This window comes from Thalassospira sp. MBR-102, assembly GCF_040549275.1.
Taxonomy (GTDB): Bacteria; Pseudomonadota; Alphaproteobacteria; order Rhodospirillales; family Thalassospiraceae; genus Thalassospira; species Thalassospira xiamenensis.
The window spans coordinates 58,754-82,905 of sequence record NZ_JBEPTC010000017.1; the positions used below are offsets into that span (position 1 = coordinate 58,754).

General features: G+C 51.4%; 21 protein-coding genes and 1 tRNA gene. 14 read left to right on the forward strand and 8 right to left on the reverse strand.

The features are described 5' to 3' along the window. The first annotated feature begins 48 nt into the window (after positions 1-48). Genes ABIE64_RS21540 through traI form a run of 4 tightly spaced genes read left to right on the forward strand, consistent with a single transcriptional unit; the run spans position 49 to position 2,795 of the window. Complete coding sequence (locus ABIE64_RS21540; protein ID WP_068518345.1) at positions 49-339, forward strand: hypothetical protein; 291 nt, start codon at positions 49-51, stop codon at positions 337-339. Beyond that, the gene (locus tag ABIE64_RS21545; RefSeq protein WP_210520843.1) at positions 326-1,315 is read left to right on the forward strand and encodes a hypothetical protein; all 990 of its coding nucleotides are present in this window, start codon (positions 326-328) and stop codon (positions 1,313-1,315) included. The genes ABIE64_RS21540 and ABIE64_RS21545 overlap by 14 nt, the downstream gene beginning before the upstream one ends. Before the next feature lie 11 nt (positions 1,316-1,326). After that, positions 1,327-1,701 (forward strand): plasmid mobilization protein, encoded by a 375-nt coding sequence (locus ABIE64_RS21550; protein WP_068518352.1) that lies wholly within the window; start codon positions 1,327-1,329, stop codon positions 1,699-1,701. After that, a complete protein-coding gene (traI, locus tag ABIE64_RS21555; RefSeq protein WP_068518353.1) occupies positions 1,698-2,795 on the forward strand; it encodes a TraI/MobA(P) family conjugative relaxase in 1,098 nt (365 codons plus the stop codon). The genes ABIE64_RS21550 and traI overlap by 4 nt, the downstream gene beginning before the upstream one ends. 283 nt (positions 2,796-3,078) lie before the next feature. Here the strand turns inward: traI and ABIE64_RS21560 are convergent, their stop codons facing one another. The 5 genes from ABIE64_RS21560 to ABIE64_RS21580 form a co-directional block, all read right to left on the reverse strand. Then, complete coding sequence (locus tag ABIE64_RS21560) at positions 3,079-5,622, reverse strand: S8 family peptidase (RefSeq protein WP_068518354.1); 2,544 nt, start codon at positions 5,620-5,622, stop codon at positions 3,079-3,081. Between the two features lie 52 nt (positions 5,623-5,674). Then, entirely contained in the window at positions 5,675-6,685 is a 1,011-nt protein-coding gene (locus tag ABIE64_RS21565) for an AAA family ATPase (RefSeq protein WP_068518355.1), read from the reverse strand. 228 nt (positions 6,686-6,913) lie between these two features. Next, positions 6,914-8,203 carry an ISL3 family transposase gene (locus ABIE64_RS21570; protein ID WP_068518356.1) on the reverse strand — a complete coding sequence of 430 codons (1,290 nt, stop codon included), beginning with the start codon at positions 8,201-8,203 and terminating at the stop codon, positions 6,914-6,916. Positions 8,204-8,224: 21 nt separating this feature from the next. Beyond that, complete coding sequence (lspA, locus tag ABIE64_RS21575) at positions 8,225-8,737, reverse strand: signal peptidase II (protein ID WP_068518357.1); 513 nt, start codon at positions 8,735-8,737, stop codon at positions 8,225-8,227. Between the two features lie 3 nt (positions 8,738-8,740). Next, positions 8,741-9,637, reverse strand: a complete 897-nt coding sequence (locus tag ABIE64_RS21580) for a cation efflux transmembrane domain-containing protein (RefSeq protein WP_068518358.1) — start codon at positions 9,635-9,637, stop codon at positions 8,741-8,743. Between the two features lie 95 nt (positions 9,638-9,732). Between ABIE64_RS21580 and cadR the strand changes: the two genes are divergently transcribed. Both cadR and ABIE64_RS21590 read left to right on the forward strand, forming a co-directional pair. Further along, a complete protein-coding gene (gene cadR / locus ABIE64_RS21585; RefSeq protein WP_067605269.1) occupies positions 9,733-10,140 on the forward strand; it encodes a Cd(II)/Pb(II)-responsive transcriptional regulator in 408 nt (135 codons plus the stop codon). 643 nt (positions 10,141-10,783) lie between these two features. Further along, the gene (locus tag ABIE64_RS21590) at positions 10,784-12,406 is read left to right on the forward strand and encodes a recombinase family protein (protein WP_068518359.1); all 1,623 of its coding nucleotides are present in this window, start codon (positions 10,784-10,786) and stop codon (positions 12,404-12,406) included. 122 nt (positions 12,407-12,528) lie between these two features. Here the strand turns inward: ABIE64_RS21590 and ABIE64_RS21595 are convergent, their stop codons facing one another. Then, positions 12,529-12,729: a hypothetical protein gene (locus ABIE64_RS21595; RefSeq protein WP_068518360.1), complete on the reverse strand. Its 201-nt coding sequence runs from the start codon at positions 12,727-12,729 to the stop codon at positions 12,529-12,531. Between the two features lie 340 nt (positions 12,730-13,069). On the opposite strand from ABIE64_RS21595, the gene ABIE64_RS21600 reads away from it, so the two are divergent. From ABIE64_RS21600 to ABIE64_RS21635, 8 genes are all read left to right on the forward strand, one after another. Next, on the forward strand, positions 13,070-13,633 hold the full coding sequence (locus tag ABIE64_RS21600) for a cupredoxin domain-containing protein (RefSeq protein WP_068518361.1): 564 nt from the start codon (positions 13,070-13,072) through the stop codon (positions 13,631-13,633). Between the two features lie 78 nt (positions 13,634-13,711). Beyond that, positions 13,712-15,394, forward strand: a complete 1,683-nt coding sequence (locus ABIE64_RS21605; protein ID WP_503012855.1) for a copper resistance system multicopper oxidase — start codon at positions 13,712-13,714, stop codon at positions 15,392-15,394. Positions 15,395-15,396: 2 nt separating this feature from the next. Further along, positions 15,397-16,119, forward strand: coding sequence for a copper resistance protein B (locus tag ABIE64_RS21610; RefSeq protein ID WP_063093944.1), 723 nt, complete (start codon positions 15,397-15,399; stop codon positions 16,117-16,119). A 69-nt stretch (positions 16,120-16,188) separates the two neighbouring features. Next, on the forward strand, positions 16,189-17,388 hold the full coding sequence (locus tag ABIE64_RS21615; RefSeq protein ID WP_064781636.1) for an ABC transporter ATP-binding protein: 1,200 nt from the start codon (positions 16,189-16,191) through the stop codon (positions 17,386-17,388). 551 nt (positions 17,389-17,939) lie between these two features. Then, the gene (locus ABIE64_RS21620; protein WP_064781637.1) at positions 17,940-18,275 is read left to right on the forward strand and encodes a YHS domain-containing protein; all 336 of its coding nucleotides are present in this window, start codon (positions 17,940-17,942) and stop codon (positions 18,273-18,275) included. 110 nt (positions 18,276-18,385) lie between these two features. Next, positions 18,386-18,835, forward strand: coding sequence for a c-type cytochrome (locus ABIE64_RS21625; protein WP_068518363.1), 450 nt, complete (start codon positions 18,386-18,388; stop codon positions 18,833-18,835). 7 nt (positions 18,836-18,842) lie between these two features. After that, positions 18,843-20,180 carry an APC family permease gene (locus ABIE64_RS21630; protein WP_068518364.1) on the forward strand — a complete coding sequence of 446 codons (1,338 nt, stop codon included), beginning with the start codon at positions 18,843-18,845 and terminating at the stop codon, positions 20,178-20,180. Between the two features lie 42 nt (positions 20,181-20,222). Further along, positions 20,223-22,589 carry a heavy metal translocating P-type ATPase gene (locus ABIE64_RS21635; protein WP_197460800.1) on the forward strand — a complete coding sequence of 789 codons (2,367 nt, stop codon included), beginning with the start codon at positions 20,223-20,225 and terminating at the stop codon, positions 22,587-22,589. Positions 22,590-22,771: 182 nt separating this feature from the next. Here the strand turns inward: ABIE64_RS21635 and ABIE64_RS21640 are convergent, their stop codons facing one another. Further along, positions 22,772-23,806, reverse strand: a complete 1,035-nt coding sequence (locus ABIE64_RS21640) for a helix-turn-helix domain-containing protein (protein WP_068518365.1) — start codon at positions 23,804-23,806, stop codon at positions 22,772-22,774. A gap of 251 nt (positions 23,807-24,057) precedes the next feature. After that, a tRNA-Met gene (locus ABIE64_RS21645) sits at positions 24,058-24,134 on the reverse strand. Between the last annotated feature and the right edge of the window lie 18 nt (positions 24,135-24,152).

Genomic DNA, 24,152 nt, shown 5'->3' on the forward strand with positions numbered 1-24,152 from the left:
GGCACCTTTTTCCTCTTTCCTCTTTGCCTTTTACCAGGAGAACGCCTCATGACCGAACAAGATGCGACAGACATTTTTGAAAAGCGCGCCAATCTTGAAGGGGCTCAGGATCTTGATTGCAACATGTGCGGCCCGGCATTGGTCTTCGCCCTGCAGGCAGGCGAAAATACCTTCTCGCTTGATCTCCCCACCCTCCTGCAATGCCTCCACCTTGCCGAGCAGAAGGCATCTGTTCCCAAGCTGGGTGCCGCGTGGTGGAACAGTGTTATAAACCATTATAATATCGGTTCTTCCCTCCGTGAGACCGTCGCCGGGAGATCCGATAATGCACGTCTATAAATTGCAGGCGCAGACAGTCGACGAGAAAGAGATCGAGCGCACTGCCTTTGAACGCGACACCAGAAAACTTGAGCCCTGGTACCAGGTCACCGACGACAAACAGCGCGAATATGCCGTGTGCCCCGCGTGTGACAATCCGATCCGCCTGGTAGGGCTCTATGAGGAGCTTCCTCATACCGACCGCCCCTATGGTCGCCACACAGGCAAACCGGTCACCGGATTTGATTATTTCAATGCCGATAATTTTGAATGGTGTCCCTATGTGCGCAAGAACCAGAGCAAAGGCAGCAGTCGCAAGCGCGGCATGGAAGGCATTTCTCTCAAGATCCTTGGCATCGTTCTGACCCAGTTTGACCGGGTGATCTACATCATCCGCAAAGAGACCGGCATCTGGATCTCGCCCCAAATTGCACTCGCCATGCTGGAAAACTGGATCGAAGCTGAAGGCTACCGCTTCCATGATGCAACACTGCGCAACATCCCCTGGATGTTTGCCTATCGCTCCAAGGGGCTCTCGATCTTCGGGCAAAAGATCAGCAAGGGACAGGACGAACTGCGTCAGGCGATCATCGAAGGCATTCCCCATGCCCGTTTTGATGAAAATGGTCGTATTACAAAAGGCGATCAGTTTTATGAAGTGACCTGGTGCTTTGTCGATTACCGTCGCAAGACCGAAGACGACAGCCTGATCGAGATGGTCGAGTTTGAAGTCTGCGATGGGGATCGCAACGTGGTCTTCGCCAAAACCATAACGTTTGATCCAAGGTATTTTGCAAACCTGATCAATTACAGCAATCCCGACAAGCGGGAGCCGCATCTCATCGCAAAGGCCAAAGAGGTCTATGATCGCAAGTTCGGTGCCGATTTTACACGCAGTCTCGTCAATCTGGTTGGCGGGTTTGATGCCACCCTTCCCGAGAGTATCCGAGCCGAAATGATGCCTGGCGGTTCTCCCACAGGATCTTCCGGGCAATAGCGGAACAAGAAATGGCCACCGAACGTCACGTCATCAAAACCTATCTCAACGACGAAGAGAAAGCGCGCATTGATCAGCTTGCCCACCAGCTGCGGCTGTCACGCTCGGAACTGCTCAAACGCTTGCTGATGAATACCAAACTGCCCAGTGCCAGCGACTTTGCTGCATGGCAGGGCATTCGGGATCTGCTCAAGGTCAATGCCGATCAGGCCCGCCTGGGCAATCTGTTCAAGCTCGCGCTTGATGAGCCGCTTTCGGCAGATCTGCTCAAGAAGTTCGACAGCCTGAACCGCGATATCGAGGCGACACAGACCGAGCTCAAAGCCGCCATTGGCGATATCCGGATGCAGCTTCAGCCCGGCAAGAACCCGCAGGGAAAATCATGATTGCAACCCGGATCGGCAAGAAATCTGGTGTGCCAGACAACTACACCCGTCTTGGCCAATACATCGCCGCAGCCGAGGAAAAAGGCGAAAAACTGCATCAGTTCTGGATCCGAAATTGCGATGCCGGCACAAATATCGAGGATCTCGATCTGGCCCTTCTGGAGATCGAAGCAGTTCGGCGACAAAAGCCCGATATTGCCGACAAAACATATCACCTTGTCGTTTCTTTCCGCTCTGGCGAGCAGGACAAACTGACCAAAGAAGATCTGATGGCCATCGAGGCGGAATATGCCAAGGCACTTGGCTACGGCGATCATCAGCGTGTGGCGGGAACGCATATCAACACCGATAATTTCCACATGCATATTGCCTTTAACAAGGTGCATCCGGAAACGCTCAATGTGATCACACCGCACCGGGACTTTAAGATCCTCGCCAAGGTCTCGCGCGAGATGGAGAAGAAATACGACCTCGCCATTGATCCCGGCATGACCGATGGAAAGGAGCGCAATCCAAACAAGCTGTCACCTGCAGCACGGAACTACGAGGCACATACCTGGCAGGAATCATTCCAGCGGCATGTGTTGAAACATCGTGATGAGATACTGGAAGGCTTGGGGAAGGCCAAGAACTGGCGAGAAGCGCATAAGATTCTGGCCGAGTACGACATATCCATCAAACTGCGCGGCAATGGCATGGTTTTGATGAGCCCTGACGAGCAGGCGATGAAGGCCAGCCAGTTGGATCGATCATGCAGCAAAAAAAGCCTTGAGGAACGGTTCGGGGTGTTTGAGGCACGACGAGCAAAAACGCAGGGCAAGTCGAAACGTCGCTACAAGCCTCGCCCCCTCGTTCGACATCGCAACACCCCTGCCCTCTGGCGCCGTTATCTCAGCACCCGGAAAGTCATGCCCCGGCAGCCCAGCCTAGCGGCAAATGCCTTGCGAAACTGGAAGATGTTTTTGCTCATGGAAGCCCATCAGGATCCGCTGGCGATGGTGTTAATCATGGCGCATCGGGAGATGCTTAGTCTCTTGAGCCCGCGCACATCCCTGAAGAAAAATCGCCGTCCTAAAATGGAAAGGCCGTCGTAAAGCACACACACCTATTGGTCTCAAACATCCATACTCTCCATTTGCATGTATTCAGGCCTAAAGTATCAACATGCGGAACTCTAGCTCCAAATGAGATCACGATGGGAGGTATCGCAAACGGCAGAACTCAACGTAAAATGACTTTCATTCTCTAGCCTGAAAGTGGCAAAAAACCTCCAAATCCTAGCACTCTAGCTTCAATGACAAGTGAAACGATCAAACGATAGACTTCCAATCTAATATTGCACCTAACAGGTGCCTGAAATGGGTTAGACAAACTCAATCAACCCACCTGCACCTCAATTTGTTTGGCATCCACCAGCGTTGTGATCTCGGAATAGAGATCCGCACTTTGACCTGGCGCCGAAATTGAAATAACAAGTGCATAGCGTGCTTTGTCGCTAACACGCTTCTGACCTGCATGCGATTTCCACCAACCACCAACCGGGTAAATAGCGATAGCGTCATGGCCAGCCAGTTCAATCGCTCTGCCTCGCCAGAGATCACAATGCAGAGAACCAGCTTGAATCGCCTTTGATCCTAGCAGCCAACGGCTCGTCTCTCCATCAGTCTCTGTACCGTCTTTTGCTTGGCTAGCGGAAATTCGACTGCGAAACCGAGCATTGGTTTCAGTACGCTTCTTCATGTCGAAACGAAGACCAAAGGAACGATAGGTGTCCGGTCTGGTCGCAGCCTTGCCCGTCAGGTTTGGCTCAATGAAATATGAGAGCGTAACTTTCATGGTGACGACTTCATTTTCGAGCTGCTCAAGAGCTGTTTTAGGCCAAGGCAAATTGTAAAAATGCACCTCGTTAAAGACGCCAGTTCGCCCATCAGCCCCGTAAGTAAAAGGTTGAATTTCGGCCTGAGCCACAAGTGTAGCGTCATTGCGTGCCGATAGGATCGCACGCTCGATATTTGGCACGCCATACCCGAATTCGCGGAGGTATTGCTGCTTTTCGGCCTTCGAGCCGGTTTTCCAATGGGCCCCTCGGCCAATGAATTTTTTACGGATTGGTTCAGGCCAATGAGCAGAATCAACGGTAAGTGCACGATGTGTCTCTGGCCAAAGATCGGGTAACGCGGCCTGCAGTTGCCCAACGAAATGACCGGCCATACCTACTGCTGCACTAGTCGCCCAAAACGGAACCAAGGGGTCAGCTACTACGTCAGATCCCGTCGACAGAAGTGACACCGATGGGCTCCAACCGCAAAATCCTGTTTCATCTGACATCATGTTTCCTGCTTCGAACAGTACCTCCGGCTTAATTGGCGTTAAGTCATCAGGAAGCTGTTGTGAACCACGGCTGAACGGGCTGCGATGGTTCGCTGGTACTGCGGGGTAGAATGTTGGCGGCGGCGCTGGCGGCTCTTCCTTTCTGGTAAAACCACCGATAGTCAAGGCATTCCAACTTTGTGACGGGTCCTCCAATGGCTGAGAGGGTAAGACGTCGACAGCCATTCCTCCAGATACGTTGCCGGTGGCAACAACCATAAGCCGCTTAGTCCGCTCAAAAGCTAGAACTTTTTCATCATCTTCACCGGGCATGGCCCCGGCGGCGATTTGATCAAGTGCTCCACTCCAAGTTGACGGACGACTTGCCGGAAACTCTGGTGTGGAGGTTGCTATGCAATAGCTACGAAGTGCGTCAGGTCGCTCAATCTCAACCTTGCTGATCGCACCTTGGGTGACGACACCATAGCTAGGTGGTTTGGTCGCTGGAAAGCCTTGAGGTGGCAATAACTTCATTGATTCCGTGCCATGCGTTAACATAACAGGACCGATATTATTCATCACCAATTCGAGATCACCGTAGAGGACGAGGCCAGCTAATGGTGTACCGTGGCCACCATCGGCTCCATGGTCATCGCTACCCCAATCATTGTCGTATGCCCACGCACCGCGTAGACCGGGTCCGATCAGTGGGTGGCCTGCAGCAACACCCGTGTCGAGTGTGCAAACGACAGGAGCATCTTCCTCGGGAGCAACAACTCGTTGGGCCAGTTCTTCAACCCAATCATGCTGCCCTAATCGTAAGTCTCCGTGATTTAGAAAAGATTCGATAGTCCCCGTTGCACGGCGTATTTCAGAAATTGCACCCGGTACTCGCATCGCGAAATTAGCAACTGTGGCGGCCGCACCATGAATATACAGAACTGTTGTATCGGGGAAAATCAGCCTATCTTCATGAACATCAATATTTGTATTCCGCGCGGCAGTCGCCAACCGATCAGCCAAGGCAATTGGTTGGCGAACCCATAACTCCCACCAAATGACATCTGGTGCAGCCAAATCCACGTTGCCGGTAAAAATTGATACAGAATCGATAGCACGGACGTTTTCCAAGACCTCGAAACGCTCAACATCGGGCCGCCTGCGATTACCCGGATCAAGACCATAGTCAGTAATTCGACCTTGTAAAAAGGTACGTGCGTCATCTGGCACGAAAAGCAACGCACTTTCTGTGCGGTCCTCATTCCGTTCAGAACGAAGCACCACCACATCTTGCGTAGGAAACTCCAAGGTAGCCGGGACTTTGACCGCCTTGGTGCGAGCACCTTCGGCTGGTGGTAATGTCGCGATCTCAACGATAGTGCCCCGCTTCAACCCCTCAACGATAAGTCGAGGATCATCAACGGGTAGCGGTACATTCCCGAGAGCAACGGCGAGTTGATCGAGAAGACCTGCAGCATGCGCGGCATAGTCTCCGCGAAGCGGTTTGCGTTCCTGATTACGAGATGGGAATGTGTAAGCTGCGGTTTCACGGAAAGCGTCGATAGATATGTGCGGACGGTCTCTCGCATCGAAATTTTCTGGCTCCGCCATAAGTTCCTACTTATTCAGTTCGTGTTCCAACCTATCTTTTGGCGGAGCCTGATTAGCGACCGGATTGACGACGAAACTTACCTCTTAATGTCTGCCGATTATCCAACGCGCCCTTGAGTGCCTCGGGCGAAACCTTAGACGCCCCCTCCAAAATTGCATCCTTGACGACCGCATCCGCTGCTCGAACCAATTCGCCCTGGCTCAAACCATCGAGTGCTGAAGCAAGCGTGGGCCATGCTTTCCCAGCAACCTTGAACTTACCGAGCCTGCGCTCTACGATAGCTCTTGCGGAGACAACATCTGGTAGTGTGTATTCGATCACCTCATCGAAACGACGCGCCAGCGCTTCGTCCAAAATCTCCACATGATTTGTTGCCGCCAGAACTAGGCTGTCGGTTGAATTCGGCTCTTCCATAAAGGCTAGGACCGAATTCAGCACACGACGAATTTCGCCTACATCGTTAGGATCACCTCGGCGCGCACCGATTGCATCGAACTCGTCAAGCAAATAAACCCCTCGCGTCTGGGCGATCTGGTCGAATAGAAGCCGCATTTTCCCAGCCGTCTCACCGAAGAAGCGACTGAACAGGGATTCGAGGCGTACCGTGAAGAGTGGTAAGCGTAACTCACCAGCGAGAGCCGAAGCCGTCATCGTCTTGCCAGTGCCTGGCGGTCCCACGAGCAACATATGAGTTGCCGGAGTCTGGCCGTGTTCACGCAGCATTGCTCTTTCCTGCTGCTGGCGAACAATCCGTTGAAGCCGCGTAGCGATATCTTCAGATAGCACCATGCTCGATAACGTGACTTTGGGATAAGCGCTCTCGACAAGCCCCTGTAGTTCGCCTCTTGGCCGAGCCAATGGGATCGGCGATTGTTCACCGGCTGGCTTTCCTACGCGACGTTGGTCCCGCGCCTTCTGAACAACCCGCTTGAGTTTCTCCGCATCATCGGATCGGCCAAGGCGAGCTTCCTGTGCAGCGATCTGCAAGGCAATCGACAGCAGTTGCTCTTCATCTCCGTCGATATGCGAGTTCAGGAGTGCGAGAATTTGCTTGGTAGACATGCCCGCCTCCCTCTTTCAATTCATCTTCGCTATAATACTCTGCGATCAAGACGCCAATAGGCGCTGATAAGCGTTGTACGAATCCTATCTTAGTCACCTTTCAAAAGCCACTGTTTACTGCTCCCAATTGGCTCGCAAACTGTTCCCTGTATCCTCACTTTAAAAAGTTCGGGTATACGGATTAAATGGTTGATGGGGTGCTCTTGCCCCACCTACTCGGTACCACCCTCAGATGGTTGATAGATCGACCCCGTAGTTGAGCTCCTCTGCGAAGTCCGGTAGTCCGTAACCGATGGTTTTCTTGTAGAACGGAGAGACCTTCGCAGTGGGTGCCTTCTTTTTGTGCTTCGTGGTGTAGAGCATTCGTGCCCGCATCACCTCGAAGGAGTAACCACGCCCTTCACGGTTCTTGTCTTTGGCCAGTCGGTTGATCGACTCCGTGTAAGCGTTGGTGACGGGCATGTCCGTCTCGAAGTAGGTCATGATCTCTTCGCGCCAGTTGCCCACAGCCCTGACCAGATCGCTCCAGACTTCCTTCTGGCCTTTCGGAATGGTGGCTATCCACTCGTCCAGGGCGGCTTCTGACTGGGGCCGTGTGGTGGCGTCCCAGATGCCGTAGAAGCGTTCCTTGTGCTCGTAGGCGGCCAGCAGTTGCGGGAATGCGCCTGTCCAGGTCTCCATGATCAGCCGTTCCCGATCTGAAACTTCGTGAGCGCATTTCAGCAGGATCTTCCGGTCGCCCTTGAGGGTTCGGCTCTGGGAGGGTTTCAGCTCCTTTCTGAGGCCCTTGCGCACCTTCTCCAGGGCATCGTTGGCCATGCGTACCACATGGAACTTATCGACCACGATGCGGGCCTGTGGCAGCACGGCCTTGACCGCTGCCCGGTAAGGGTTCCACATGTCCATGCTGACGATCTCGACCTTCTGGCGGTCTTTCAGCTTCATCAGGTAGTTGGTCACCACGTCCTGACGGCGGGTAGCCAGCAGGTCGAGCAGGGTTCGCTCCTCGATGTTGGTCAGGATGCAGCGGTAGCACTTGTTCAGGTACAGCTCGTCGATGCCCAAAATGCGGGGCGTCTCGAAGCGGTGCCAGCGCCCCAAGAACTCGGCGCGGGCGTTGAAGATGTCGCGTACCGTCTTCTCGTCCAGACCTGTCTGTGCCGCCACGAAGGTGTAGGCGTGGTTGAAGGATTCCTTCTCCACGTATTCATGCAGCCGCAGCGTCATACGGAAGCCGTCCACCATCTCCGGTAGCTGGGGCCTGAAGGTTGTCTTGCAGGCCCGGCAGGTGTACCGGCGGCGGACCACCCAGAGGGTGACCCGCTTGCCGTGGATGGGCAGATCACGATAGGGAACATCACGCTTGCCGAACCGCACGAACTCACCCTGCACGCCGCATTCCTCGCAAGCGACGGGATCGGGCGCGTCCACCTGGAAGTGCATTTCGTCGTCGGTTGATTTGCAGCCCAGTACTTGGTATTGCGGCAGGTGAAGAATGTTGTCGGGAAGTTCGGTCATGGTGTTGTATAGGCGAAGGTGTCAGTCAGATCCATCCGACTCGGCATTGGTGTTTGTTTTTTTACCCAAAAAGCTGCCGGAAACGAAAAGTAAGGCACCGAGGACAATTGCAATATCAGCCAGGTTGAAGGCCGGCCAATGCCAGTCTCGCCAATAGAAATCAAAGGAATCCACAACATAGCCACGAAAGACCCGGTCAATCAGGTTGCCCATGGCGCCACCGAGGATAAGACTGTAAGCGATGGCTTCTCCTTTATGACGATTTTCAAGGATCAGCTTGATCAGAAAAATCGAGACCGCCACCGCGATCCCGATAAAAAAGTAGCGCTGCCAGCCTCCACCATTCGCAAAAAGACTGAATGCGGCACCGGTGTTCCATAGGTGCACCCAGTTAAAGAACGGGGTCACCGAAACAGACTCGCCATAGGCCATTGATTGCTGCACCAGCCACTTTACAGCCTGATCAGACGTTGCCAGCAGGCCCGATATGGACAACAGGGCGTACGGCGAGAGCTTTTTGCCAATAATGAGCATTATTTAACCCTTGAGCGCCAGAATGCGCCTGGCACCGTTAAGCACGACGAGCCCCGCGATGGTGCCGATAATTAGATCCGGATAATTGGAACCGGTCCACGCGACCAGGGCGCCGGCGGTGATGACCCCCAGGTTGATCACCACGTCGTTGGCCGAGAATATCCAGCTTGCCTTCATGTGCGCTCCGCCCTCCCGATGTTTGGATATGAGCAGCAGACAACTGGTATTGGCAATCAATGCGACGAATGCGATAGCCATCATCACCAGCGATTCAGGCTCACTACCGAATACAAAGCGTCTCACCACCTCTATGAGTACGCCCACAGCCAAGATCAGTTGCAGTACACCAGCAACATGCGCGGCACGTAACTGCATTCTCACGCTATGTCCAACCGCATAAAGGGCGAGCCCGTACACGGCCGCATCGGCGAAATTGTCCAGGGACTCTCCAATCAGGCCGGTGGACTGGGCGATCAGGCCGGCTGTCATTTCCACTACGAAAAGGAGTGCATTGATGCCGAGCAACCAGCGCAGAGTCCCGGATTCTTGCGTGGCAGAGGCTGCCGAGAACTCGGCCGCCTTGATGGTCTCCGGATCGGCAGCGACGCTTTCCTGAAGCGAGGCGCCTAGCTCCAAGGTCTTCAGTTTCGAGGTGACGGGCTCGACCTCACCGTCATGCACGACCTTCACCCGGCGGTTCGACAAGTCGAAGGACAGTGCCCGAATCCCCTCAACGCCGTTCAGGGCCAGGCGAATCATGCGCTCTTCTGATGGACAGTCCATCTTCGGCACGGCATAAACACTGACCCATTCCCCCGACGCATCGGAGGAGGCCTGCATATCGGTATCCGCCGCAGGCCTTGCATCGTCGCCACAGGGGCCTCCGCAGTTTTTACTCATGATATGACTCCACTTGAATGTGATCGGGCTTTCATTTAAAACTATATAGTAGCTATAAGGTCAATAGCGTAGAGAATCCGTTGCGGAGGAACCCGATGCGTATTGGTCAGTTGGCACAGTCAGTAGGGGTAGATACACAGACGATCCGCTTCTACGAACGGCAGGGCTTGTTGCCGCCGCCTGATCGGCAGGAGAACGGTTACCGTGTCTATACCGAGAAACACGTTGAGCGGCTGGCCTTTATTCGTCGCTGCCGCATCCTGGATCTGTCACTGGCAGAAATTCACGAACTACAGCGCTATCAGGACGACCCTCATCAGTCCTGTACCGCCGTCAATGCTTTGCTCGATGATCACATCTCTCATGTGCGCTCGCAGATAACCGCTCTACAGGCGCTTGAGAAACAACTCGTTTCACTAAGAGCGCGTTGCAACGATGACCGGGAAGTTAAGGCGTGTGGGGTTCTTGCTGGAATTAGCGAGGGAAGCATGCATCAGCAGTAGGTTGGAGTACCAACCAGATAATCCGATGAGATGTCGGTTTGCCTCACTCTCATGCAAAGGTAAGATCAACCATTTAATCCGTATACCCAAAAGTTCATTCCCTTAGGACGTTGGGCGTCAGAGCGAAGACATAATTCTCCTAAATCCCTCTTCAGATAACCGGGTGAAAAGCTTCCAAAGAAGCTTGCTTCTCCAATGTTCATTGGGCTGCTACACCCACAATATCCATCAGCTTAGCGTAATCGGTAACGACGTTGTATTTCACCCGCTTATCTTCATAGGTGCATTCCAAACCCACATCCACAGCCCAACGGTTTCAATACATCAAAGAGAATTTAATTAAGGCTCGTTGAGCATGGCAGCGCCATGTGAATAAGCAGGAAGCCGTTTGGGCTGTTTGGTGGGCCCACCAAACCTATCCTGCCCCCGTCACGACAGGTGAAAGTTGTGCCATCTCGTGTACTATCATGCAATCTTTTGCATTTTCGTGCAATCTTATGCACTCTCATGCAATCACATGCAGTGCATTGTATTTACAGCATTTTCTTAAGTACCTATCCTTAAGAGAAATCGCTGTTTTACCCTTGCGCATCAGCAATCCCGAAAGGTAATCAATCTGATCCAACCTTCGAGGATACAATCAGTGCATGTAGCAATCTACGCCCGCCACTCAACGGACAAACAGGAAACCAGTACTCAGGATCAGATCCGCCGCTGCCGAGAATATTGCAGCGTCAAAGGCTATCAGGTTGCCGACGTGTTTTTTGATGAGGGCATTTCAGGTTCTCACATTGCCAACCGCCCTGGCATAGGTTCCCTTCTGGTCGCAGCACTAAACGGACGGTTTGAGGGTGTCGTTGCGGAGGACCTGAGTCGCATCAGTCGAGATCAGGCCGACACTGCCAATTTCTTCAAAAAGATGATGTTCTTGGGCCTTCCTGTTGAGACCGTCACAGATGGAGTAATCAACGAGCTGCATATTGGTCTGAAAAGCACCATGAATGCGCTCTATCTCAAGGATCTGTCTGACAAGACCCATCGTGGCGTGATCGCAGCTGTTCTGCGTGGTGGTGTGCCGGGAGGTCAACTCTACGGCTACGACCTTGTGCATGCCCTTGATGAATTTGGCGAACCCATCCGAGGCAAGCGTAAGATCAACGACGAGCAAGCTGCAATCATTCGAGAGATATTTGAATATTACGCCGAGGGCAGAAAGCTGAAACATATCTGCGACGATTTGAACCGGCGCGGCATTGATTCCCCCAAGGGTGGTAAATGGGCACCTTCGAGCCTTGTAGGCTCGTTTGTCCGACAAACCGGAATGCTTCGTCAGACGCTCTATAACGGCGTCGTCACCTTCAACAAAATGCAGTACCGCAAGCATCCGGAGAACGGCAAACGCCTATCAATCATGCGTCCGGAAAAGGAATGGATCACAGTCCCAATCCCCGAATTGACCATCATTGACGATGAGACTTTCGCAAAGGTCCAGAAGGCTCTTGATGAACGATCCAGCAAACACCTTCAGCGCAAAATGATACCCACTGTGATGACAGAAGAGGAGAAACGCGAGACATCCATTCGCCGCTCGAAGGAATGGCGTCGCAAACAGGCTGTAACGAAGAAGCGTGCCAATGCTCTGTTTGGCGGCAAACTCTATTGCGGGGAGCACAATGAGAAAATCACAGCAACCTATGCAAAGCATTATTCTTGCCCTGTTAAAGGCTGCGCGAACAGGAACCTTCACTATGACGAGATCATCAAGCTAGTATTGGATGCCGTCGCTGAACTCGACGAGGCAAAGATCATTGAGCATTTCAAGAGCGATGAAATCCAACAAGTTCGCGCTCATCACGCACGCGAGATTGAACGCCTGTCTCAGCATCTCGAAGATCTTCGCGCCAGCATCAGCAAGGTTATTGATGCCTTGGGCCCGGACGCACGTTCAGCTGAAATACGCGCGTTTTTTGACGATAAAGCAGAACAGATACAACGTACGAAACTTGATATCGCAACTCATAAACGTGAGCTTTCAGACAGCGCCCTACCACGCAAACTCGCCGGTATTATCCAGAGACACCAAAAGTTGATTTCATGCCTATTGAACTGGTCACGAGATCCAAAAGCAGTCGGCCCCCTAAGGCAAACTATTAATCGGATTATCCTAAAAACGTTCCAGTCGAGGCATGAGGTTCCCGTTCAACGAGCCTGCTTTGCCGATTTTGATTTCGACGCTCTTATCACTATTCATCAAAGCCAAAACTGAGTTGTATTCCCTTGAATTATCGATCTATTGTTCCTTGGAATTAACTAGCCAACATCTCTGGCACACAAGAGCAAAACAGCGCCTAGTTTAAATCGAGAGAAATGCTCACAACTGCTTAAGCATCAAAGTTCCGACAAGTTTGCCACAATATTGCCACTTGACCGCATTGATACATCAAGATAACCATTGCGCTGCAACATTGTGATAGGATTCTCCTTTTGCGGATCATCTCGTGCATACTTTCGGTTATCATCGCGTTGACAGTAATGCTGTCTGGCGCTGAGGCCGTGCATGCCAAAGCCGCTGATATTAACAGTGGCCATCACAGTGTTGTCTCCGTCATGGCTGACAGTAGTTCTCACACACAGGATCCATCGCACAACGATGTTTGTGGCATGGCTGTTTGTGGTCCCTATGTGCAGCAAATGTCTGGTAACTGGAACGCTGCACCTGTTTTGTTGTCTGTAAAGTACTGGGCAAAAGACAGAACGCTCTCGCCTGCAGAGCTTGATGTTAGCGTCAAACCTCCCCGCACCTAAGATATTCAGTTCCTTATCTAAACTGCATTCGTGACGTAATCTGTCGCTATGAGTCCGATCACTGACTCTGTGTAAGGTTTGCGTAACGAGATCCTTTATACTGAATTATCTCGGGAGCATTTTCATGCCCAAATACACTACTTCTGTCCTTCGCCTTGCTGTTGCTTCCGCCCTTGCTATGGGTAGCCTTGCCGGTATCCAGACTTCTGCATTTGCTGGTGCAGGTCATAGTGGCGGTCATAATGATGGCGTCGAAATCGGAGCGCCTGGCGATATCTCTGATGTTCGCCGGACAATTCGGATCACGATGGAAGACAATTTCTATGACAAGGAAAAGATTGTTGTTCGCGGCGGCGAAACCGTTCGTTTTCTAGTCGAAAACAAGGGTGAATTCGTTCACGAGTTCAACATTGGCACCGCAGCCATGCACGCGGACCATCAAAAAGAAATGATGATGATGATGGAACATGGGGCCCTTGAAGCAGACAAAATCAACATGGCCATGATGGAAATGGACATGGGGAACGGCGAAACCATGAAGCACAACGATCCGAACAGCGTGCTTCTGGAGCCGGGTGATTCTGCCGAGGTGATCTGGACCTTCCCGAAAGACGCAGAACTTGAATTTGCGTGCAATGTACCAGGCCACTACGAGAGCGGCATGGTCGGTAAAGTTCGCCTGCAGTAACCACTGCGCAGGGTCTCGCGCCAGAGGGAATCCCTCCCTGTTGCCTCTGGCGCACCTCAACCATCGGAGATCATGAGAATGAGAAAACTTCTTGGGCGTGCCCTTTTGGGGGCGCTAAGCACTATTGCTGTGTCAACAGCAGGGTATGCGGCAACCTATAATCTGTCTGTCGATTACGTTACCATCGACACAGGTGATATGAAAACCAAAGCAATTGGCTATAACGGGTCCTCGCCCGGTCCGACCTTGCGCTTCAAAGAAGGCGAAGATGCCGTCATCAACGTGACGAACAACCTGGACGAGACTACATCTATCCATTGGCATGGGTTGATCCTTCCCTACCAGATGGACGGTGTGCCGGGCATCAGCTTCACCGGGATCGAACCGGGCGAGACTTTTACCTATCGCTTTCCTGTCAAACAGAGCGGGACCTATTGGTTTCACAGCCACTCTGGCTTCCAGGAACCAGATGGCGCTTACGGCTCAATTGTTATCGAACCCGAAAAACGCGAGCCATTCAAGTTCGACCGTGAATATGTCGTTGTTCTGAAAGACAAGCACCCTCATTCCGGGGCGCGTATTCTGCGCAACCTAAAGATGATGCCGGACTACTACAACCGTAACCAACGCACGCTCGGAGACTTCATCTCCGACGTTTCGGAAAACGGTTTGGGAGAAACTCTCTCTGAACGTGGAGACTGGGGCAGCATGCGCATGATGCCAACAGATATTGAAGACGTTCAGGGCTTCGTCGGCCTCATCAATGGTAAATCACCGGAACAAAACTGGACCGGACTATTTGAGCCAAACGAACGTGTGCGCCTGCGCTTCATCAATGCATCGGCCATGACTTACTTCGACGTCCGCATTCCGGGACTTGAAATGACTGTTGTCCAGGCCGACGGCAACAATGTTCAACCGGTCAAGGTTGATGAATTCCGCATTTCGGTTGCAGAAACATACGACGTGATTGTTCAGCCGACAGCTGAAAAGCCGTATGCAATCATGGCCGAATCAATGGGACGCTCGGGTTATGCATTCGGATCGTTGTCGCCGCAAGAAGGGTTGAAAGCTGAAATGCCAGCCAGACGCATGGACGCTCCGTTGCTGACAATGGCGGACATGGGAATGGATCACGGTAGCATGGCCGGAATGGATCATTCTTCGATGGGCAGTGGTAACGAGAACGGTATGGCTGGAATGGACCATTCGAATATGGCCGGAATGGATCATTCTCAGATGGGAATGTCCAAAGATGATCCCTTCTATGCCGCTGGAAGTGGTTTGACACCAAAAGCAGCCAATGGCGGAAAGTTCCTCTCCTATGCCGACCTGAAGGCACAGAAGCCTTTGTACCCTGAACGGCCTGCAACGCGTGAAATTGAACTGCGCCTTACCGGAAACATGGAACGCTATACGTGGTCAATCAATGGCGTCAAATATGAAGATGCAGAACCTATCCGCTTGAACTATGGCGAACGGGTGCGCTTCAAGTTCGTCAATGAGACCATGATGTCACACCCGATGCATTTGCACGGGATGTGGTCAATCCTCGATACTGGCAACGGTAAATGGGATCCGGTTAAACACACCATCAATATCAACCCTGGCATGACCGTTTATTCGGAAACCGAAGTTGATGAACCTGGGCAATGGGCTTTCCACTGTCACCTTAGCTATCACATGGCTTCTGGCATGTTCCGAAAAGTGGTTGTAGAGGGCGGTCCAGCCGTCGCGGCACTTGAGAATGGAGTTCAATAACAATGAAAACACTAACTTTGGCCGCGATTGGTGGTGGTGTTCTTTCCACGATCCTGTCCTTCTCGTTCACTGCCAAAGCAGACAATCACATCTTTTATGGCATTCAAATGGAGCAGTTTGAATACCGCTCTGGTGACGAAGGGGAAAATCTTTTCGTTTGGGATGGTGATGCATTTGTTGGCACCGATGAACTGAAGTTACGTTGGCAAGGCGAAGGCGAGCGTGATCTCAAAAACGACCTTTACGAAAACTTCGAGAACAGACTGGTCCTGCAAACACCAATCAGCGACTTTTTCGATGCCAAAGCCGGTATTCGTCTGGATACGCCAAGCACAACAGATCGTTGGTATGGAACCGTTGGAATCATGGGGCTTGCTCCTCAATGGTTTGAAGTCGACGCTGATCTGTTTGTCAGCGAGACCGGAGACGGCAGTGCGCGGCTTGATGTTGAGTATGAAGGCTTGCTGACCAATCGTTTAATCCTCACACCTTCGCTTGAGCTGAATGCTGCGTTCTCTGACGATCGCGAGATTGAGGTCGGACGCGGGTTTTCAAGCGCAGAGATCGGACTGCGGCTTAGCTATGACCTCATCGACCGTGCCGTTGCACCGTATATCGGGGTTGCCTATGAGCGGAAACTCGGCAAAACCGCAGACTTTGCAAAAGATGACGGCGAAGATTACGAGGCAACTTACCTCGTAACCGGTCTCCGCCTTCTTTTCTAAGCATCACACGACAGGGAGGACTTTCCTCCCTGTCTGTTTTGCCGAACCTTCTCAAGGAACCTAACTACAATGATGGAAATCGTCCACGATATGGGGCATCGCTTGACGCACTACATATCAAGCGATGCACACTGGTGGGTTCATCTTGTATTCCATTTGGTGGTGTTTGGGGTGCCGGTTGCGCTAATTATTATTCTCAGCGCGACGGGATACAGGGCTTTAAGACGCCGCAGATCTGTTCTTGCGCAACAGGCTCAAAAGCCCTCGGCAAAGAGCGGAACAGCGCTCCTGCAGTACATATTCAGAGCTTCATGGAAGCGGCAGATAAAACTGGGGCTACTGGCGACGGCCTCTTTGCCGGCTCTTTACATGAGCCTCGAGCTTCCGAAGTTGATCATCAACAACGCCATTGAGTCAGGACATTTTCCAGTTACCTATTTAGGAATGGAGTTCTCTCAAACGATGGCTTTACTTACTCTCTGTCTGCTTTTTTTATTGGCGATTGGCGTGCATGGCTGGCTGAAATATCAGGTTAATTTGCAATCCGGTGCGCTGGCAGAACACATGTCACGCCGCCTACGGCTTGATATTTCAAAATTCAGCTTTCGAAAGCCATCCCCCAAAGGAGGGGAATTGATTCCGGTTATTGTGCAGGAGGTAGAGCCCGTAGCTGGATATGCTGCAGAGTCGATTGTGCTGCCTTTGTTACAAGGCGGTACATTCCTGACGATTCTGACTTTCATGCTCGTGCAAGATTTGGTTTTGGGCATCGCCGCAACCGCACTGTTGCCGCTTCAGATTTTTGTCATCCCCAGATTCCAGAAGAAAATTAATGCTTTGTCTCGAACGCGGCTGAAGGAAGTCAGAGTTCTCGGCGAGAAGATAGGGAACATCTCAAACGATAACCAGCCAGGTGCCCGGGATATTTACGGGTCATACAAGCGACTTCACGACCTTCGTCTCTCTATCCACAAGAACAAGTTCGCCATGAAGTCTTTAAACAATTTCATATCACAGATGACGCCCTTCTTCTTTTACACAATTGGAGGGTATCTGGTGATAAAAGGCGATCTCACGCTCGGGGCTCTAATCGCAGTATTAACTGCATACAAAGACATGGGCGCTCCGCTAAAAGAGCTCTTTCGCTACTATCAGGCGCAAGCCGATGCTCACGTCAGATACTCCGAAATCAAACCTTACATCTCAAAGGAAATCAACAGTACGGACAACCGGCTTGCAGATGTAACGGTTCTGTCTGAAGTCGGTTAAAAAAAACGTCCCCTTAATTGAGGTAGGTCAACGTAACTCGATATTTAAGGGCATAAGTGTTACGTTACTGCCCAAAGGAAGTTTGATCAATGAATGCACAGCAAGCACTAATACGCGCCGTACTGATCCTGCTCGTCGGGATTAGCGCTATAATGCTTGCTCCCCATATTGCAGTCGCGTCGACTGGATCTTTTCCTGCGCATTCTGCAGAACTCAATGGTTTTGACGTTGAACACCAGCATGACCTGGCTTCGTGCTGCCCTCAGGTTTCTTGTCACTCCACATCAGCGGTCCTTACCGAGATTATCCTACCGGTTTCCGAGTTTTCCCATGTACAGAACGGGATAGAAGAAGTGTCCCTTCAGCCGGTATCTCGGTCATGGATTTTCCAGCCTCCCATATCCTGATCCTCCCGAACAAATAGCGAATAACTGTTCTGGGTTCTGCACCTGCCGATGGCATGCGTACAGATCGAGCCTTGGTGTTCTGCACCATGCTGCTTTCAGACGGAACAGTCATACCTAAAGGTATTTATGGGATGGCGAAGAGAAATGGAAAATATTCTCAGTTGGTTGCTTTGGGGAGCCTTCATCATATTGATGATGCGCTTTGGTTGCGGTGCTCACATGTTTGGGCACAAAAAGCACACCCACAATAAGAAACAAGCGGACGGTCAGGCTGAGGCAATCCGATGGGAGCACCCTCAGTCCGCCGTTGACCCGGTTTGTCATAAAACTGTCGATCCGCGCATCGCCAAAACAGCCATTTATGGCGGTGAAGTATTCTACTTCTGTTCAGACACCTGTCGTTCGAAATTTGAAGTGTCGCCAGATACCTATGTCGATGGCAGCGCAATTAGCCGACAAACTCACGTATCGCCAAGCTAGTTCAGCGAAATCAATAGGCGGCAGCAACAGGACCAGGGTTGACTAGTTCCCTTGGTCTCACGTGTCTTCGAATATTTGATACATACGCATAAAACAAAGGCCCGAAGAAAATGAAAAAACAAATCAATTGGCCAAAGTATTTGGTTATCGGTTTTTTCGCAGTAGGGATCATCGCCATGACCCTGAATTCGTTTCTGCCCGGGAAAGATGACATCAAAGATCTTGAACTGACCGATAGCGGAATTGCGCTCCCCAGTTTCAGCAAGGAAGCCATGGTAGGAAACCAGCTTTTCGATATGAACTGTGTTGCTTGTCACGGAGGCAATGCAACAGGCACAGAGCAAGGCCCGCCGCTGATGCACAGAATCTACAATCCGGGACATCATTCAGATCGCGCATTCTATCTAGCTGTTCAAAACGGGGCAAAACAACATCACTGGCCCTTTGGCGATATGCCAGCCCAGCCTCAGGTCAGTTCGGAACAGGTAGCACGGATCATTCGTTATATACGCGAGCTGCAAGAAGCAAACGGCATCGCGTACCAAAAACACCAAATGTGAGGCAGGAATGGATCATCAGGCAGAATACAAGAAAAACAGTATCTCGCTCCTTGGCGCCATATCCATGGGCACCGGTGTTATGATCGGAGCAGGAATTTTTGCTTTGACCGGACAAATTGCCGAACTTGCAGGAAAGTGGTTCCCGTTGTCGTTCCTGTTTGGCGCACTTGTCACTGCTTTTAGTGCTTATACCTACATCAAGATGTCCAATGCTTTCCCGTCTGCAGGCGGGATCGGAATGATCCTCCAAAAAGCATACGGGCCGGGAGCCATAGCAGGCGGCGCAGCATTGCTGATGGCCTTTTCGATGGTCATCAACGAGAGTTTGGTCGCAAGAACATTTGGAACCTATGTTTTGCGGGCGTTTGACCTGACAGAGCTTGAAGTTCTTATACCGGTATTGGGTGTTTGCCTGATAATTTTTGCATATGCTGTTAACAGAGCTGGCAACAAATCGGTTGGCCTGTTTTCAATGGTCATGGCCGCGTTGAAGATCGGCGGCATTGCATTGTTTGCAATTGCAGCGCTGTGGGCTGGTGGATACTCGTTCGAGCCGTCATCACCCGACGGCGCGAGCTTTCCATTGGCCGGTTTTGTCGCATCAATTGCTCTTTCAATTCTGGCCTTCAAAGGGTTCACAACGATCACAAACAGTGGTGCTGAAATCGTGAGCCCTCATAAGAATGTGGGTCGTGCGATTACGTTCTCAATCCTGATTTGCGTTGTCGTATATATTCTCGTGGCGCTTGCTGTTGGTTCAAGCCTTGACTTGGACGAACTGATAAAAGCCAAAGACTATGCCCTCGCCCAAGCTGCACAGCCAGCATTGGGGCCCATCGGATTTTATCTGACTGTGCTGCTCGCAGTCGTTGCGACGGCGTCCGGTTTGCTAGCAAGCGTGTTTGCGGTGTCAAGAATGCTCGCGATGCTGACCGATATGGAGATGATCCCGCATAGTCATTTTGGAATGTCGGGTTCAATCAAAGACCACACACTTGTTTACACGGTTGTCGTGGCAGCGCTGTTGACAATCTTTTTTGATTTAAGCCGGATCGCTTCACTTGGCGTGTTTTTCTATCTGGTCATGGATGTGCTCATCCACTGGGGATGCTTTAAGTACCTACGACAAGAAATAGGAGCACGCGGCTTTGTAATGATTACAGCAATTGTCTTTGACATCATCGTGCTGCTCGTTTTCGCCGGCATGAAATTGCAAAGCGACCCATCCATTGTTCTCATTGCAACTTTGATGATCGTTGCTGTGTTCATTTTTGAACGTTGGTTCCTGTCAAACTGGATAAACCAATCGGCCAAGGCGCACAGTCACGATCACTCAGAACATTGATTATCCGCAGTGACATTGCAGCATAACAGCAGGAAGCAGACCATGTCTGATCATCATCATAAGAAGCACCAGGATAATCACAAAATGTCTGATCAATCAGGACAGTCGACGGATCCTGTTTGCGGTATGTCGGTCACGGTGGATGCCGATACACCACGCTCTCGGTACGGCAGTGAGACATATTATTTCTGTTCGCAGAAATGTAAGGGCAAGTTCGATAGCTCTCCTGAGAGCGTATTGTCCTCAGAGGAAGAGACATCTGCTGCAAACAGCGCTTCGTCATCGACTTCGGGTCGCTACACCTGCCCGATGCATCCAGAGATCATACGATCCGAACCTGGTTCCTGTCCGATCTGCGGAATGGCACTGGAACCGATGGATATGCCAACAGAAAATGACGCACCAAACCCCGAGATTCGGGATTTCAAAAAGAGATTCTGGTTAGGCGCAGCTCTTACGGTGCCGCTGATTGTCCTAACGATGGGGCCGTTTGTTGGTTTGGGTTTCATCCGGGAAATGATTGGAGAACGCGTTACTCTTTGGGTGGAGTTGGTTCTCGGAACGCCTGTTGTCCTGTGGTCCGGCTTCCCATTCATGGTTCGTGGATGGCATTCTGTGGTGAACCGTTCTCTCAACATGTTCACCTTGATCGGGATGGGCGTTAGCGCAGCTTATATATTTAGCGTCGTCGCAGTGATTTCTCCGGGTATTTTTCCTGATGGCTTCAGAGACGCACAGGGACATGTCGGTGTGTATTTCGAAGCTGCAGCTGTCATCGTTGTCCTTGTGCTTCTTGGCCAACTAATGGAATTGGGGGCTCGGGAACGAACCGGCTCGGCAATCAAAGCGTTATTGGGTCTTGCTGCGAAAACAGCCCGCATTATTGAAGATGATGGTTCTGAACGAGAAGTTCCTCTTGAGGATGTAACCGTCGGAATGCGTTTGAGGGTTCGCCCAGGTGACAAGATACCTGTCGATGGCGTTGTCGTTGAAGGACGGTCGTCAGTTGATGAATCCATGATTTCGGGTGAACCCGTTCCAATTGAAAAAAATCCAGATGACGATGTCACCGGAGCAACAATCAACGGAAATGGCAGCCTGATCATCCTGGCCAAACGGGTTGGCAAAGATACTGTCTTGAGCCAAATCGTTGATATGGTCTCCCATGCTCAGCGAAGCAAAGCGCCAATCCAAAAGGTTGCAGACACGGTTGCAGGCAAGTTTGTGCCTGCTGTTATCCTGGTTGCTTTGATCGCCTTCGTCGCTTGGGCCATCTGGGGGCCCGATCCGTCATTGTCATACGGGCTTGTCGCAGCGGTTGCTGTTCTGATCATTGCGTGTCCCTGCGCCCTTGGTTTGGCAACGCCGATGTCAATCATGACAGCGACCGGCCGTGGTGCACAAATTGGTGTGCTCATTAAAAATGCAGAGGCCTTGGAGCGATTTGCGAAGATCGATGTGCTCATTGTCGATAAAACCGGGACTTTGACAGAGGGTAAACCAAAACTTGCAGGTGTAATCGCCCAACCGGATTTTCAGGAGGAGGAAGTTCTTTCTGTCGCTGCGGCGCTGGAAAAGGGATCCGAACATCCATTGGCTGACGCCATTGTCAGTGCTGCTCAGGAGCGCGGATTGTCCCTTGATAAGGCAGAGGAATTTGAAGCTGTAACCGGTCAGGGCGTCACCGGAAAGGTGGGTGGCAAGTCGGTTGCCCTAGGTAATAGCAAACTCCTTCAGACTCTCAATATCGATCATTCTGCTGTTGATAAAATAGCAAATGATCGGCGAGATATGGGGGAGACGGTAATGCATGTTGTTATTGATGGAAAGATTGCTGGGCTCATTTCCGTTGCCGATCCGATAAAGCAAACAACATCGGATGCCCTGGCCGCATTGAAAAAGCAGGGCTTCAAAATTGTCATGGCGACGGGCGACAACCAACGAACAGCAAAAGCTGTTGGCAGTAAACTCTCGATTACCGATATCCGGGCCGATGTCTCACCGGAAGATAAGGCCAATTTGATCAAAGAGCTAAAAGATAAAGGTCATCAAGTCGCGATGGCGGGTGACGGTGTTAACGATGCCCCCGCACTTGCACAGGCCGACGTCGGAATTGCGATGGGTACGGGGGCGGATGTTGCAATCGAGAGTGCAGGCTTCACTCTTGTCAAAGGTGACCTGAGCGGGATTGTTCGCGCCCGCGAGCTCTCGGAAACAACCATGCGCAATATCCGACAAAACCTCTTCTTTGCGATGATATACAATGCAGCAGGTGTGCCGGTTGCCGCAGGGCTACTTTATCCGTTCTTTGGCATTCTTATCTCGCCCATGTTTGCCGCTGCAGCCATGAGCTTGTCTTCGGTATCTGTTATTGCTAATGCATTACGACTTCGTAGAGCAGGCCGCTAACTCAACGCGCTGAACAATTTGCAGGGATGGATCAATTTGTTGGCAATCATTTATCGCCGACAAATTTTCCAGCCCTGTTAAATGCCGTGGTTGATCAATATCCCCGCGTTTTGCATTCTATGTCGGCTGAAACTGGAAGCTTTCTATGTCCTGTCCTCATTTCAATTAATCGTGCTCTGGCTCTAATCACATTTGTGAATACTCTCTACCACTAACTTTTGGCGATTAGCCAAAATAGCAATTTCCGCTAACATCTGATTTCTAACAACGTCAACAACACACTGGCTCTTTGCTGACAGGCGCAAAGTATTTCCATTTAGCGATGCTTTGATCTTCGACAACCAAGCTCTAGGGTTTCGGCATTCGGGCATTTCACGTCTTGAGAGCGTCTCGCATATCTCCAACCATATTTCAGGTGTACCCTTTTCTTGCACTTCACAAGGTTGATAGTCACAAGTTTCCTCTGACATGATTGGTTTTAGTACGTCTAGAGTGTCGAGTAACATCAACCGCGAAAGACGCTTTTTCCTTCGTCGTAATCCATCGAGCTCCAGCCTAACGGCATCAATGCCAACGCGGTCAATCGCTTCATTCACCCGTAAACACGCATTCGCCAATGTCCAGGGCTCCGAACACAATCGCTGCCACTCTCTAGCTAAAATCAAACATTGATCATCGACGGCAGGAAGGACGGTTGCTCCGGTTCCAGAAACAGTATTTGCCTGTTCCTTCTCATCCGTGTTTTCTTCTTTATCCGTGTTCTTCTTATTGGAACCGGCATCACGTGCCGGTTTAACAGCGGCATCAGGTGCCGGTATGATGGAACCAGATGCCGGTTTAGAGCCAAGGCCGATCAACTGATAAGCATTGCGATTACGAAGTCTGCCAACAGCTCGGCTTAGCTTGGCCACCAATCCAAGCTCGGCCAAACGCTTAAGCGCCTGACGCACCTTACGATCAGACAGTTTTGCCTCACTGGCAATCGTTTCAATCTTGGGAAAGCATGCCTGAGTGCGGTCATTGACGTGCGATGCCAGAACGACGGCAACACAGATTTCGGCAGTCGACAAATGAGGATGATGAAGGATCTGTGTCTGCACCCATTGCCAGCGGGCAACGGCAGACGTTCCGACCGGTACAGATTGCTCTGCAACCGCGCCGGTTTGCGCTTGGGAATATGAAAAAGTCATGCGTGGTATCGGCCAGAGTTCAAGCATCGCATTTATTCTTGACAAAGCGATCCCGTCGCCTAAACTCGACCTCAGTTTTGATGAGGGGCCAAGCTTAAGCCTTTCCAAGAACCCGCTGCGCCAACAGCGGGTTTTTTATTGCCTAAATTCTTGAAAAGTCTGGGAAAATGAAACTCGGTTGCGCCGCCTCCTCTTGATGAGGGTATGCGCCCGAACTTTTTCTCTTGTTTCGCGAATCCGTCGAGTCTATATCTCAAAACTCAGCGGATCGGAAAGAGTGGTTGCGGGGGCAGGATTTGAACCTGCGGCCTTCAGGTTATGAGCCTGACGAGCTACCGGGCTGCTCCACCCCGCGTCAGGGTGTATTTTTAAC

Bases quoted from the DNA above. Each gene is read 5' to 3' on its own strand.
- ABIE64_RS21610 (WP_063093944.1), top strand. From the start codon at position 15,397: ATGAAAACACTAACTTTGGCCGCGATTGGTGGTGGTGTTCTTTCCACG.
- ABIE64_RS21595 (WP_068518360.1), bottom strand. From the start codon at position 12,729: ATGGCCACTGTTAATATCAGCGGCTTTGGCATGCACGGCCTCAGCGCC.
- ABIE64_RS21635 (WP_197460800.1), top strand. From the start codon at position 20,223: ATGTCTGATCATCATCATAAGAAGCACCAGGATAATCACAAAATGTCT.
- ABIE64_RS21630 (WP_068518364.1), top strand. From the start codon at position 18,843: ATGGATCATCAGGCAGAATACAAGAAAAACAGTATCTCGCTCCTTGGC.
- ABIE64_RS21550 (WP_068518352.1), top strand. From the start codon at position 1,327: ATGGCCACCGAACGTCACGTCATCAAAACCTATCTCAACGACGAAGAG.
- lspA (WP_068518357.1), bottom strand. From the start codon at position 8,737: ATGCTCATTATTGGCAAAAAGCTCTCGCCGTACGCCCTGTTGTCCATA.
- ABIE64_RS21625 (WP_068518363.1), top strand. From the start codon at position 18,386: ATGAAAAAACAAATCAATTGGCCAAAGTATTTGGTTATCGGTTTTTTC.
- cadR (WP_067605269.1), top strand. From the start codon at position 9,733: ATGCGTATTGGTCAGTTGGCACAGTCAGTAGGGGTAGATACACAGACG.
- ABIE64_RS21615 (WP_064781636.1), top strand. From the start codon at position 16,189: ATGATGGAAATCGTCCACGATATGGGGCATCGCTTGACGCACTACATA.
- ABIE64_RS21540 (WP_068518345.1), top strand. From the start codon at position 49: ATGACCGAACAAGATGCGACAGACATTTTTGAAAAGCGCGCCAATCTT.
- ABIE64_RS21605 (WP_503012855.1), top strand. From the start codon at position 13,712: ATGAGAAAACTTCTTGGGCGTGCCCTTTTGGGGGCGCTAAGCACTATT.
- ABIE64_RS21620 (WP_064781637.1), top strand. From the start codon at position 17,940: ATGGAAAATATTCTCAGTTGGTTGCTTTGGGGAGCCTTCATCATATTG.
- ABIE64_RS21570 (WP_068518356.1), bottom strand. From the start codon at position 8,203: ATGACCGAACTTCCCGACAACATTCTTCACCTGCCGCAATACCAAGTA.
- ABIE64_RS21545 (WP_210520843.1), top strand. From the start codon at position 326: ATGCACGTCTATAAATTGCAGGCGCAGACAGTCGACGAGAAAGAGATC.
- ABIE64_RS21560 (WP_068518354.1), bottom strand. From the start codon at position 5,622: ATGGCGGAGCCAGAAAATTTCGATGCGAGAGACCGTCCGCACATATCT.
- ABIE64_RS21565 (WP_068518355.1), bottom strand. From the start codon at position 6,685: ATGTCTACCAAGCAAATTCTCGCACTCCTGAACTCGCATATCGACGGA.
- ABIE64_RS21640 (WP_068518365.1), bottom strand. From the start codon at position 23,806: ATGCTTGAACTCTGGCCGATACCACGCATGACTTTTTCATATTCCCAA.
- ABIE64_RS21580 (WP_068518358.1), bottom strand. From the start codon at position 9,637: ATGAGTAAAAACTGCGGAGGCCCCTGTGGCGACGATGCAAGGCCTGCG.
- traI (WP_068518353.1), top strand. From the start codon at position 1,698: ATGATTGCAACCCGGATCGGCAAGAAATCTGGTGTGCCAGACAACTAC.
- ABIE64_RS21600 (WP_068518361.1), top strand. From the start codon at position 13,070: ATGCCCAAATACACTACTTCTGTCCTTCGCCTTGCTGTTGCTTCCGCC.